General features: G+C 53.1%; 12 protein-coding genes, 1 pseudogene and 1 other annotated feature. Of the genes and pseudogenes, 7 read left to right on the forward strand and 6 right to left on the reverse strand.

What is annotated here, in order from left to right; genetic code table 11:
* Positions 1-23: 23 nt before the first annotated feature.
* Positions 24-941 carry a 23S rRNA pseudouridine(2605) synthase RluB gene (gene rluB, locus AC6I8L_RS10365; RefSeq protein WP_034821500.1) on the reverse strand — a complete coding sequence of 306 codons (918 nt, stop codon included), beginning with the start codon at positions 939-941 and terminating at the stop codon, positions 24-26.
* A gap of 819 nt (positions 942-1,760) precedes the next feature.
* Here rluB and AC6I8L_RS10370 point away from each other — a divergent pair.
* A complete protein-coding gene (locus tag AC6I8L_RS10370) occupies positions 1,761-2,417 on the forward strand; it encodes a serine protease (RefSeq protein WP_034821503.1) in 657 nt (218 codons plus the stop codon).
* Here AC6I8L_RS10370 and AC6I8L_RS10375 read toward each other — a convergent pair whose 3' ends face one another.
* Entirely contained in the window at positions 2,418-3,038 is a 621-nt protein-coding gene (locus AC6I8L_RS10375; protein ID WP_045814395.1) for an L-threonylcarbamoyladenylate synthase, read from the reverse strand.
* A gap of 12 nt (positions 3,039-3,050) precedes the next feature.
* Complete coding sequence (gene rnm, locus AC6I8L_RS10380) at positions 3,051-3,935, reverse strand: RNase RNM (protein ID WP_058959808.1); 885 nt, start codon at positions 3,933-3,935, stop codon at positions 3,051-3,053.
* 154 nt (positions 3,936-4,089) lie between these two features.
* Positions 4,090-4,194: a sequence feature (Trp leader region), on the forward strand.
* A gap of 24 nt (positions 4,195-4,218) precedes the next feature.
* Between rnm and AC6I8L_RS10385 the strand changes: the two genes are divergently transcribed.
* The 5 genes and pseudogenes from AC6I8L_RS10385 (at position 4,219) to trpA (ending at position 10,785) form a co-directional block, all read left to right on the forward strand.
* Positions 4,219-5,781 carry an anthranilate synthase component 1 gene (locus AC6I8L_RS10385; RefSeq protein WP_058959809.1) on the forward strand — a complete coding sequence of 521 codons (1,563 nt, stop codon included), beginning with the start codon at positions 4,219-4,221 and terminating at the stop codon, positions 5,779-5,781.
* Positions 5,781-7,374 (forward strand): annotated as a pseudogene (trpD, locus tag AC6I8L_RS10390) (bifunctional anthranilate synthase glutamate amidotransferase component TrpG/anthranilate phosphoribosyltransferase TrpD). The gene AC6I8L_RS10385 and the pseudogene trpD overlap by 1 nt, the downstream one beginning before the upstream one ends.
* A gap of 1 nt (position 7,375) precedes the next feature.
* Positions 7,376-8,743: a bifunctional indole-3-glycerol-phosphate synthase TrpC/phosphoribosylanthranilate isomerase TrpF gene (gene trpCF, locus AC6I8L_RS10395; RefSeq protein ID WP_058959812.1), complete on the forward strand. Its 1,368-nt coding sequence runs from the start codon at positions 7,376-7,378 to the stop codon at positions 8,741-8,743.
* Between the two features lie 45 nt (positions 8,744-8,788).
* The gene (trpB, locus tag AC6I8L_RS10400; RefSeq protein ID WP_058959813.1) at positions 8,789-9,982 is read left to right on the forward strand and encodes a tryptophan synthase subunit beta; all 1,194 of its coding nucleotides are present in this window, start codon (positions 8,789-8,791) and stop codon (positions 9,980-9,982) included.
* Positions 9,982-10,785 carry a tryptophan synthase subunit alpha gene (gene trpA, locus AC6I8L_RS10405; RefSeq protein ID WP_058959814.1) on the forward strand — a complete coding sequence of 268 codons (804 nt, stop codon included), beginning with the start codon at positions 9,982-9,984 and terminating at the stop codon, positions 10,783-10,785. Before trpB ends, trpA begins: the two co-directional genes overlap by 1 nt.
* 45 nt (positions 10,786-10,830) lie before the next feature.
* On the opposite strand, the gene AC6I8L_RS10410 is transcribed toward trpA, so the two are convergent.
* Both AC6I8L_RS10410 and AC6I8L_RS10415 read right to left on the reverse strand, forming a co-directional pair.
* The gene (locus AC6I8L_RS10410; protein ID WP_058959815.1) at positions 10,831-11,268 is read right to left on the reverse strand and encodes a hypothetical protein; all 438 of its coding nucleotides are present in this window, start codon (positions 11,266-11,268) and stop codon (positions 10,831-10,833) included.
* Between the two features lie 83 nt (positions 11,269-11,351).
* A complete protein-coding gene (locus AC6I8L_RS10415; protein WP_167347097.1) occupies positions 11,352-11,564 on the reverse strand; it encodes a hypothetical protein in 213 nt (70 codons plus the stop codon).
* On the opposite strand from AC6I8L_RS10415, the gene AC6I8L_RS10420 reads away from it, so the two are divergent.
* A complete protein-coding gene (locus AC6I8L_RS10420; protein ID WP_034828856.1) occupies positions 11,518-11,832 on the forward strand; it encodes a BON domain-containing protein in 315 nt (104 codons plus the stop codon). The two genes, AC6I8L_RS10415 and AC6I8L_RS10420, sit on opposite strands and share 47 nt — an antisense overlap.
* A 60-nt stretch (positions 11,833-11,892) precedes the next feature.
* On the opposite strand, the gene ompW is transcribed toward AC6I8L_RS10420, so the two are convergent.
* The gene (ompW, locus tag AC6I8L_RS10425; RefSeq protein ID WP_034828854.1) at positions 11,893-12,525 is read right to left on the reverse strand and encodes an outer membrane protein OmpW; all 633 of its coding nucleotides are present in this window, start codon (positions 12,523-12,525) and stop codon (positions 11,893-11,895) included.
* Positions 12,526-12,717 lie beyond the last annotated feature (192 nt).

Genomic DNA, 12,717 nt, shown 5'->3' on the forward strand with positions numbered 1-12,717 from the left:
CTGCATGCGGCGTCACGGGCATATCAGGAACCGCGCTTGTTAGTTCCACTGGTCCGCGTGCTGCTGTTGCGGCTGCTACTGCTGCCGCCGCGACGTGGGCTGCCGCTTACATTACTATGACGTTTTACCGCGCGACGAATCTGATTGGCTTTAGTACGACGACGGTCTTTTTCAACCGCGACTTTCGTCACCGTCTCTTCCGGCATATCCACCAGCGTACGCAGGTAGTTAACCGCCGGTAATTCCATCTCCATCCAGCCACCGCGAGGTAACCCTTTTGGCAACTGAATATCGCCATAACGGACGCGCATCAGGCGGCTAACCTGCACACCTACGGCTTCCCACAAACGGCGGACTTCACGGTTACGTCCTTCGGTCAGGGTGACGTTATACCACTGGTTGATGCCTTCACCGCCAGCAAACTTAATGGTTTTGAACGATGCCGGGCCATCTTCTAACTGCACACCTTTACTGAGCTGACGAATTTTATCGTCATCCACTTCGCCGAATACACGCACCGCATATTCACGCTCAACTTCACGGCTTGGGTGCATCAGACGGTTCGCCAGTTCACCATCGGTGGTGAACAACATCAGACCACAGGTGTTAACGTCCAGACGACCCACAGCGATCCAGCGTGAACCGCGCAGACGCGGCAGACGGTCGAATACCGTTGGACGCCCTTCAGGATCGTTACGGGTACAGAGTTCGCCTTCTGGTTTGTAATACGCCAGCACGCGGCAGACTTCAGTGGCGGATTCAGCAATCGAAACCAGATGGCCATCAATACGAATTTTCAGGGATTTATCATTTTCAATGCGATCGCCCAGCGTCGCCAGTTTGCCATCGACGCTGACGCGTCCGGCTGAAATCATCGTTTCGATTTCGCGGCGTGAACCGTGACCAGCACGCGCTAATACTTTTTGTAGTTTCTCACTCATGGAGATGCCTCGTTGTCGCCTTCCCAGGCGTCGTGGTAAGAAGAGGTACGATACGGGGATTACCAGTTCCCATATCAGAATCTGTTACCGCTGAGCATAGCGCATGCCATCTCAGGCGGCCCGCGATTTTACACTAACACAAGTTTCGTTAACACCTTTTCCTTTGCTGCCGATAATAAAGGCCAAAGGCTGCGTCACCCGTTTAGTGCCATATGCCTAAACATTTACGCTGCTTATAGATACACCAACCACACTTCTCTTCTTTATGCGCCAAGTGACTGAATTTTTATCATTTACTCTTGGCTCTATATGCCTGGTTATTACCCCCACTTTAGACCCGTGATACATTAGCGCTTTTCAAGACTGGTCTGCTAGGATTGCGCACCACGCTTAAGGATAATCCCAAACATAAAATCTAAACCCAAACTGCAAAACAGGATAAAAAACTAATTAACCGGGATAAATAAGGCTCATTAGTCCAGTAATTTTAAATTACCAGTTAATTGGAACTGCAGGTTGGATTAAGTCTGTATTTTCGCATTATTTGATTCAGATTAAATTTGATGAATTGTTCTGATAAAAAAATTGTGTAAAATTTAAGCCTGAAACAGAGTGTGCCGTATTTATAAAAGCGTAACCTTTACTATTTACACTCGTTTCTCTAACAAGCCACTAACAAAATCACTGTGGCATTGTTGATAATATAAACCGGCGCACGCAGGAATTGACGCGTTTATTCATTCACGGAATGAATTTAATTTGCATGTCGAAAGTCTTCACCAGGGATTTTCCTGACATGCTTAAAAGAAGATGACTATCATGAAAACCTCTCTGCTTTGGCCTGCCCTCGCGGCGCTGGCACTGAGCGGCTGTTCCGTGGGCCATACTGAGTATAGTCGAGCGGCGCTTGAACACGTGGATATGAGCGTGACAGGCATCCCGACGGTATTGGGTCTGGGTATCCTCGGTACAACCATCCCTTTAACACCAGAGTACAGCCTGACAGCTGCGCACGTCGCCACCACTGCCGTACAGCGTGTGAAGGCTTATCATCCTTATTGCGACGTCGCCATTATCTATCATAAGAATAGCCCGGAAACGCTGGCAAAATTCCGCACCAGCAAAGTCGGTGAACCCATTAAGATGTACGGCTACAGCTTTATTTCAGCCATGCCCGTGGAATCAAGTGGTGTTAATTTAGCGCGCACCGCTATTACCAATAAATGGAATAAAAAACCGTGCATGGCAATGGCATCAAATGCTGGCGTTGTACAGGGAATGTCGGGGGGCGCGGTATATAATGCTGACCAGACAATTGGCGGAGTGATTGTGGGCTACAGCCATGAAATTTCCAATGTGCGCAGCAAACAAGTCATTCTGAAAGATGTTTCGCTGTATATTCCGTACGGTGATTTTAAACATTGGCTGGAAAAGAATATTGGCCAGACGACGTTAACGCCGCCTGACCACGCGTGATTAGAGGAACGGGCGCGTGTCGCCGACCCCTTCACGAACCACAACCGGTACATCGCTGGTGAGATCGATCACCGTCGTCGGCTGCTGCCCTAACGTGCCGCCATCAATGATCAGATCCACCAGCTTACCGATGCTGTGCTGAATCTCTTCCGGATCCGATTCCGTGAAGTCATTACCGGGCAACATCAGCGAAGTAGACATCATCGGCTCATTCAATCTTTCCAGTAACGCCAGCGCCACCGGATTGGAAGGTACGCGCAAACCAATAGTTTTACGCTTGTCATTCATCAAACGACGCGGCACCTCTTTGGTCGCTTTGAGAATGAAGGTATAACTGCCCGGCGTATTATTTTTTAGAATACGAAATGCAGTATTGTCCACCTGCGAATACGTCGAAAGCTCAGACAGATCGCGACACATCAACGTAAAATTGTGGTTGCCATCTAACTGCCGGATACGGCAGATACGCTCCATCGCGTTCTTCTCTTCCAACCTGCAGCCCAGCGCGTAACCCGAATCGGTGGGATAGACGATTACGCCACCTTTATTGAGATAATCGACTGCCTGATTGACCAGACGCGGTTGCGGATTATCTGGATGAATGTGAAAAAATTGACTCATAAAAACCTCATGTCACCTGTCTGCAAGAGTTACGGCGGGCGCTAGCTCAGGAAAACGCTCCCAGATGGGTTCAACGCCGCCTGGCAACCATAATTTGCGCCCCAGTTCTATCCATGGACAGGGTTGGTGAAAATCTGATCCCTGCGATCCCGCCAGCTTATTGTCGCGCGCATAAGTCGCGAGCTGCGTGCGCTCGTTGGGTGCCTGCTGACACTGCGCCACTTCCATTGCATCACCACCGACCTCGGCGAAATGGGCAATCAATCGCTTAAGCCACTTTGCAGACAATCCATAGCGACCCGGATGTGCGAGTACCGCCACGCCGCCAGAATGATGAATGGCATCAATAGCTTGTTTAATTGTACACCATTGCGGCGGCACATAGCCGGTTTTCCCACGGGCAAGATAGTTCTTGAACACTTGCGCCATGTTATCGGCTTTACCCATCTCGACCAGATAACGGGCGAAATGACCGCGGGTGATGACACCGCCCTGCGCCAGGCGTTGCGCCCCAGCCAACGCATCAGGAATGCGGGCACGTTCGAGACGCTCTGCAATCAGCTGAGCCCGTTCAACGCGGCATTGATGCTGTTGCTCAAGAAACGAGGTCAGTGCCGGATGCTGGCAATCCACATTTAAACCTACGATATGAATTTCGTGGTTTTCCCACAATGTAGAGGCCTCTAATCCGGCCAGAATACGAATCGGTAGATTCTGTTGCTGCACAGCGGATTGCGCTTCTGCCACGCCAGCAACGGTGTCGTGATCGGTAATCGCCAGTACCCCTACTTTCATTTCGACGGCACGTTGCACCAACTCGGTAGGGGTCAGCAAACCGTCAGACGCCTGGGTATGGCTGTGTAAATCGTAAAGGGGAAAACGGGCAATATCCGACAAGGTAACTCCAGCAGCAACTTAACTCGGCTGGCATCATAACGATTTTGACCCTGACTGAAAAAGGGTATTGACTTTTTTCATCTGAACCAGTTAACTAGTACACAAGTTCACACGTAACGGGTATCTCATCATGGCTAATTTTGGTACGCATGCAAAAGGTTGGTGGCGCGATAATCCTTTAAACGGGCGACGTCGTCGTGCACAACATGCGTAACCATTGTGCAGATACCTGAGCCCGCCACCGAGCGGGCTTTTTTTTGAGCGAAATTCAGAGATGACAATAATGGCTAATGCGAAACCTACATTGAAGTTGATTACCGGTACCGCGCCCTACCGCGAAGATCCGGCCGCAGTGTTCCATCAAATTTGCGGCGCACGTCCGGCAACGCTGCTGCTTGAATCTGCCGACATCGACAGCAAAAAGAATCTGAAAAGCTTACTGATTGTGGATAGCGCCCTGCGCATCAGCGCACTGGGCAACGTGGTGACATTACAGGCGCTGTCAGAAAACGGTCGCACCATTCTGCCGCTGCTGGATGAAGCGTTGCCGCAGGATGTGAGTATTGAAGCGCGCCCGGATGGCCGCGTGCTGCATTTCCCGCTGCCTCAGGGGTTGCACGATGAAGATTCACGTCTGAAAGCATTGTCTGTTTTCGACGCGCTGCGCCTGATTCCGCAGTTGGTGAACAGCCCAGAGGAAGAGCGTGAAGCGATGTTCCTCGGCGGCCTGTTTGCTTATGACCTGGTGGCCGGATTTGAAGATTTACCCGAGCTGCGTAATGAGCAAAGCTGCCCGGATTACTGCTTCTACCTGGCAGAAACCCTGCTGGTGATTGATCACCAGACGCGCAGCGCTCGCCTGCAGGCCAGTCTGTTCAGCCCCTCCACCAGCGAATTCCAGCGCTTGCAGGGCCGTGTTGAGCAGCTGCGTGGTCAAATGACGCAGCCTGCCCCGGCTTTGCCGGTTCAGCGCGTTGAGCAAATGGCGTTGAGCACCAACCAGAGCGATGAAGAGTATTGCAATGTGGTGCGTGAAATGCAGGAAGCGATTCGCATCGGCGAAATCTTCCAGGTGGTGCCATCACGCCGCTTCTCGCTGCCGTGCCCTTCTCCGCTGGCCGCTTATGACACGCTGAAGCACAGCAATCCCAGCCCATATATGTTCTTTATGCAGGATCAGGACTTTGCGCTGTTTGGCGCTTCACCAGAAAGCTCACTCAAGTATGACGCCACTTCACGTCAGATTGAGATCTACCCGATTGCCGGTACGCGTCCACGTGGCCGACATGCCGATGGTTCACTGGACCGCGATCTCGACAGCCGTATCGAACTGGAAATGCGCACCGACCACAAAGAGCTGGCGGAACACCTGATGCTGGTGGATCTGGCGCGTAACGATCTGGCTCGCATCTGCGTGCCTGGTAGCCGCTATGTGGCAGACCTGACCAAAGTCGACCGTTACTCTTTCGTGATGCATCTGGTCTCTCGCGTGGTTGGCACGCTGCGTAACGATCTTGATGTCCTGCACGCCTATCGCGCCTGCATGAACATGGGCACCTTAAGCGGCGCACCAAAAGTGCGTGCTATGCAGTTAATCGCTGAAAAAGAAGGTACGCGTCGCGGCAGCTATGGCGGTGCGGTAGGTTATTTCACCGCACACGGCGATTTGGATACCTGCATCGTGATTCGCTCCGCTTGGGTGGAAGATGGCGTTGCCACAGTGCAAGCCGGTGCCGGTGTGGTACTGGATTCCCAGCCTCAGGCTGAAGCGGATGAAAGCCGCAATAAAGCGCGCGCGGTATTACGTGCCATCGCCACAGCCCATCATTGCAAGGAGATTTTCTGATGGCCGATATCCTGTTGCTCGATAATATCGACTCCTTTACCTACAACCTCGTTGATCAGCTGCGTACCTTTGGCCATAACGTGGTGATTTACCGCAATAACGTGCCGGCTGACGTACTCATTGAACGACTGCAGCAAATGGAAAATCCGGTGCTGATGCTGTCCCCCGGTCCCGGCGCACCGAAAGATGCCGGCTGCATGCCTGCGTTACTGCAAGCACTGCGTGGTCATCTGCCGATTATCGGCATCTGCCTCGGTCATCAGGCGATTGTTGAGGCTTATGGTGGTCATGTAGGCCAGGCCGGTGAGATTCTGCACGGCAAAGCCTCTTCGATTAATCACGACGGTCAAGCGATGTTTAGCGGCCTGAGCAATCCGCTGCCGGTGGCCCGTTATCACTCGCTGGTGGGCAGCAATACGCCTGCCGAATTGACCGTTAACGCCAGCTACAACGGCATGGTGATGGCTGTCCGACACGATGCTGACCGAGTGTGTGGCTTCCAGTTCCACCCCGAATCCATTCTCACCACCCAGGGCGCACGTTTGTTAGAGCAAACGCTGGCCTGGGCGCTGGCGAAATAATAGGGAGATTATGATGCAAACTATTCTGGAAAAACTTTACCAGGCACAAACCCTGAGCCAGGCGGAAAGCCATCAGCTGTTTAGCGCCATTATTAAAGGTCAGCTCGAGCCGACCCAACTAGCCGCCGCGCTGATTGCGATGAAAGTCCGTGGCGAGCGCCCGGAAGAGATCGCGGGTGCCGCTACGGCACTGCTGGAAGATGCGAAACCGTTCCCGCGTCCGGATTACACTTTCGCCGATATCGTTGGCACCGGCGGTGACGGCAGCAACAGCATTAATATCTCCACCGCCAGCGCCTTTGTCGCCGCAACCTGCGGGTTGAAAGTGGCCAAGCACGGCAATCGTAGCGTCTCGAGTAAATCCGGCTCGTCCGATCTGCTGGCGGCTTTTGGTATCGATCTGGATATGCCCGCTGAAAAAGCGCGTAAGGCACTGGACGATCTTAACGTCTGCTTCCTGTTTGCGCCGCAATATCACAGCGGATTCCGTCACGCGATGCCAGTGCGTCAACAGTTAAAAACCCGCACCTTGTTTAACGTGCTGGGCCCTTTAATCAATCCGGCGCGGCCCCCACTGGCGGTTATCGGCGTGTACAGTCCGGAACTGGTGCTGCCGATTGCCCAAACCCTGAAGGTGCTTGGCTATCAGCGTGCGGCAGTGGTGCATGGCGGCGGTATGGATGAAGTGGCGCTTCATAGTGCGACTCAGGTCGCTGAGTTGCGTGACGGTGAAATCACCAGTTATCAGCTGACGCCTGAAGACTTCGGTTTCGGCTTCCATAATAAAGAAGCCCTGGCGGGCGGCACGCCGGAAGAAAACCGTGACATTCTGGCGCGTTTGCTCCAGGGTAAAGGCCAGCCAGCCCATGAGCAGGCAGTTGCGGTGAACGTCGCAATGTTGCTGAAAGTATTCGGAAATGAAGATTTGCGCGACAACGCTCAGCGCGCCATCACCGCAATTCGCAGTGGTCAGGCTTACGAGCGCGTTGTTGCTCTGGCAGCGAGAGGATGAGATGAGTATCAAGGGCACCGTTTTAGAGAAAATTGTTCAGGATAAAGCCGTCTGGGTTGAAGCGCGCAAGGTACAGCAGCCGCTGGCGACCTTCCAGAACAGCTTGCAGCCTGCAGGACGCCACTTTTACGATGCGCTGCGCGGCACGCGCACCGTGTTCATCCTGGAATGCAAAAAAGCGTCACCGTCGAAGGGTTTGATCCGCGAAGATTTCGATCCTGCGACCATCGCTGGCGTTTTTCGTCATCACGCCTCGGCCGTTTCCGTCTTAACTGACGAGAAGTATTTCCAGGGTGATTTTGAGTTTCTGCCGATCGTCAGTGCCGCGATTACTCAACCGGTACTGTGCAAAGACTTTATTATCGATCCCTACCAAATCTACCTGGCGCGCCACTATCAGGCCGATGCCATTCTGCTGATGCTGTCGGTGCTGGATGATGAGCAATATCGTCAACTCGCCGTGGTGGCACACAGCCTGAAAATGGGCGTACTGACCGAAGTCAGTAATGAAGAAGAGCTGGAGCGTGCGATTGCGCTGGAAGCAAAAGTGGTCGGCATCAATAACCGCGACCTGCGTGACCTGTCGATTGATCTGAATCGTACCCGCCAGTTGGCGCCACGTTTAAGCCACGGTGTGTCGGTCATCAGCGAATCGGGCATTCATAACTATGCTCAGGTGCGTGAATTGAGCCACTTCGCCAACGGTTTCCTGATTGGCTCCGCACTGATGGAAGAAGCCGATCTCAATGCCGGCGTGCGTCGCGTCTTACTTGGCGACAACAAAGTCTGCGGCCTGACCCGCCCTGAAGATGCGCGCATTGCGCACGAAGCAGGCGCGATTTATGGCGGTGTGATTTTCGCCGAAGGTTCACCGCGTAAAGTCAGCGCTGAACAAGCTCAAAGTGTGATAGCGGCTGCACCACTGAAGTATGTGGGCGTATTCCGCAATAACAGCATAAGTGACGTTGTCACGATTGCTTCGTCACTCAAACTTTCTGCTGTGCAATTGCATGGCGATGAAGATCAGGCGTTCGTCGCAGAATTGCGCAGCGCCCTGCCAGAAGAGGTGAAAATTTGGAAGGCGCTGAGTATCAGCGGCAGCCTTCCAGCCCGCGATTGGCCGCATGTAGATCGTTACGTGTTCGATAACGGCCAGGGCGGCAGCGGACAGCGATTTGACTGGTCACTGCTACAGGGTGAAGACCTGAGCAACGTGCTGCTGGCCGGCGGATTAAGCGCCGACAACTGCGTGGAGGCTGCACAACTGGGCTGCGCCGGACTGGACTTTAACTCTGGCGTTGAATCCGCGCCCGGCATCAAAGATGCCAGTAAAGTCGCGGCGGTATTCCGCACGCTGCGCGCCTATTAATTTCGCTCGCCCGCCGATGTGCGGGCCGCATAAGGAAGATGAAAGATGACTACGTTATTGAATCCCTACTTTGGCGAGTTTGGCGGTCAATATGTCCCACAGATTTTAATGCCCGCTCTGCGCCAGTTGGAAAGCGCCTTTGTCGAAGCGCAGCGCGATCCTGAATTTCAGGCTGAATTCACCGACCTGCTGAAAAACTATGCTGGCCGTCCCACCGCATTAACACTTTGCAGCAATCTGACCAATGGCACAAAAACCCGCCTGTATCTGAAGCGTGAAGATTTATTGCACGGCGGAGCGCACAAAACCAACCAGGTGTTAGGTCAGGCACTGCTTGCTAAGCGCATGGGTAAAAATGAAATTATCGCTGAGACCGGCGCAGGCCAGCATGGTGTAGCTTCAGCACTGGCGTGCGCGCTGCTGGGCATGAAATGCCGTATTTATATGGGTGCAAAAGACGTCGAACGTCAGTCACCTAACGTGTTCCGTATGCGTTTGATGGGCGCTGAAGTGATTCCGGTGCACAGCGGCTCGGCCACGCTGAAAGATGCCTGTAACGAGGCGCTGCGTGACTGGTCTGGCAGCTACGAAACCGCGCACTATATGCTCGGTACGGCCGCGGGTCCGCATCCCTTCCCGACTATTGTGCGTGAGTTCCAGCGCATGATTGGTGAAGAAACCAAAGCGCAGATTCTGGAGCGTGAAGGTCGTCTGCCGGATGCAGTGCTGGCCTGTGTGGGTGGCGGTTCAAATGCCATCGGCATGTTCGCTGACTTTATTGATGACACCAGCGTCGGTCTGATTGGCGTTGAACCCGCGGGTCACGGCATCGAAACCGGCGAACACGGCGCGCCACTCAAGCACGGTCGCGTCGGTATCTACTTCGGCATGAAAGCGCCAATGATGCAGACTGAGGAAGGCCAGATCGAAGAATCCTATTCGATCTCAGCCGGCCTCGATTTCCCTTCTGTTGGCCCACAGCACGCCCATCTCAACAGCATTGGTCGCGCCGAGTATGTGTCGATTACCGATGATGAAGCGCTGTCAGCGTTCAAAGAGTTGTGTCGTGCAGAAGGCATTATTCCGGCTCTGGAATCTTCGCATGCTCTGGCGCACGCGCTGAAAATGATCCGTGAGAACCCAGAGAAAGAGCAATTGCTGGTGGTTAACCTGTCCGGTCGCGGCGACAAAGACATCTTCACCGTTCACGATATTTTGAAAGCTAAGGGAGAGATCTGATGGAACGTTATAATCAGCTGTTTCAACGTCTGTCGGCGAAAAAAGAAGGCGCATTTGTTCCTTTCGTCACCCTTGGCGACCCGACCCCTGAACTGTCACTGAAGATCATCGATACATTGGTAGCAGGCGGAGCCGATGCGTTAGAGCTGGGCATTCCGTTCTCCGATCCGCTGGCGGATGGCCCAACGATTCAGGGGGCAACCCTACGTGCCTTCGCGGCGGGTACCACTGTCGCGCAGTGTTTCGAGATCCTTGCCGCCGTGCGCCAGAAGTATCCTGAACTGCCAATTGGGCTGTTGATGTACGCTAATCTGGTGTTCAGCAAAGGTATCGACAACTTCTACGCGCAATGTGAAGCCGTCGGCGTTGATTCCGTGCTGGTAGCGGATGTACCGGTTGAAGAGTCTGCACCGTTCCGTCAGGCTGCGATGCGTCATAACGTTGCACCCATCTTCATCTGCCCGCCGAATGCGGATGATAATTTGCTGCGGGAGATTGCCTCACACGGTCGCGGTTATACCTATCTGCTGTCGCGCGCGGGGGTTACGGGTGCAGAAAATCGCGCCAGCCAGCCGCTGAATCATTTGATTGAGAAGCTGAGCGAATATCACGCTGCACCACCGTTGCAGGGATTTGGTATCTCAGAAGCAAGCCAGGTGAGAGAAGCCATCGCGGCAGGCGCAGCGGGTGCGATTTCGGGATCAGCTATTGTGAAGATCATCGAACGTAAGCAGAACGATCCCGACACGCTGTTAGCGGAACTGAAAGCGTTTGTCAGCGATCTGAAAGCTGGCACGCGCTAAACCGTTAAGACCTTATTCGCGGTTGCGAATAAGGTCTTCTCTTGATTATTCCAGCCTGAACGTTTGCTCATCTCCCGAACCATCCGGATATCTCAGCTTCATCGTCAGCTTGTCGTTTCTGATTTGCCACGTCAGCTTCTCGTCTTCTGGCCCCTCACGCCAACGTCCACTGCTATCTGGATTATCTGACATCAAGATAACGCTCTCGCCCTGGACCCGGCAGCGCACGGCCCAGCGTGATTGATCGGAGGGCCGGATATAGTGCACCCACGCCACGCCCTGCTCATCCACCTTATCCAGCTGCATGATTTTGAAGCTGCGACCAAAGCTCAGCGCGGTAGCCGCTTTGCACAGGGTCCCCAGGTGTGGATTGATCAACGGTTCTGCCTGCGCGCTGGGCACTGGCAAAATTTGTGAAGCAAATAGCTGGAGGTAGGACAGATAGCTAATCGTCGCTATCGCCAGAATGGCACGCTTTTTCATTATTGTTTTCCCTGCCTGATGCTTAAATTTGCACCTGTCGGCTTATCGTCTTGTTGTTTTATTATTCGTTTTGCCCTGCTTTTTTAGCTTACCGTTTGCCTTGCTGCCGTCATTGGATCAATAAGTGGTAAAAATCGCGTATTTCCATCTTTTTCACCCCAGGCGATTTGCCGATTTGCAAAGCGCATACCACAATTAATCGCACCGTCTCGTCGCGGTGAAACACCATCTAAGACAGGGAGATAACCAATGAATTTTTTCAAAGTCGTTGCAGGATTATTAATGGCTGCGGTCATGGCGATCACACTTAGCGCCTGTGCACCAACAGCAACAAAGGAAGGAACCGGGGGCTATATCGATGATACGGTGATCACCACCAAGGTTAAGGCACAGTTGTTGAATGACGACTCGCTGAAATCCACCGAAATCAACGTCGAAACCTTTAAAGGAAAAGTGCAGTTAAGCGGCTTTGTCAGCTCACCGCAGATGGCGAACCGTGCAGTGACGGTGACCCGCAGCGTGGCAGGGGTCAAATCTGTAGTTAACAATATGCAGATTAAGTAATAGCGTATCGATACTGCAGCGGGCGGCCTTTGGGTCGCCCGTTGTGTTTCAGCGGGTGCCTCAGAAACGGTAACCCACACCAAAGAAGAACACCCACGGATCGATGCGCGTGTTGATATTCTGTTGTTCACCGTTGGCTTTAAATTTCACTTCAGTATCGATGTCCATGTACCACAGCGATGCGTTCAGCATCCAGTCGCGGTTGATTTGATAATCCATCCCCACCTGACCCGCCACACCCCAGGAATCTTTGACGCTTAAATCACTTAAGCCCGCGTCCTGGCCGGTTTGATTAAATTTGGCATCGTAGAACGTGGTGTAGTTGATACCTACGCCAACATATGGGCGCACCGGGCTGCGGCTATCGAAGAAATAATACTGTGCCATCAGCGTCGGCGGCAGCTGGCGCACGGTAGCCAGATTTCCGGTGGCACCAAGGCCAACCTTGTGACGGAACGGTGTCGCCGCCAGCAGCTCCACACCGATGTTGTCTGTCGCCATGTAGGTGAAGGTCAAGCCTAGTTGGGTGTCGTTACTCACGTTAAAGCCGCCCATACCCAGCACATTGTCAGAGCCTTCGGTTGGACGAACAGTCGCGCTACCGGCACGCATGAAAAAATCCCCCGCCTGATGAGCCAGTGCCAGTTGCGGGATAGCCAGAGCCAGTAGCAATGCGCATTTTGCCAGTTTCATAATCACTCCTTTGCAGAAAAGTAGGGTCTTAATCGGGATTGCGGCACAAGATCTAACCCTTTTTTGGTAAAAGATCATCTGCATCAATTCAAATTAATCACTTAAAAAACAATGAATTGATTCAGATCAATTTTCGGCATTGCGCGCCTGAAAGAAAAAACGCTGAGGGGGTTTTGAGGGCAGATGAAGAGG

Source organism: Type-E symbiont of Plautia stali (assembly GCF_059731115.1).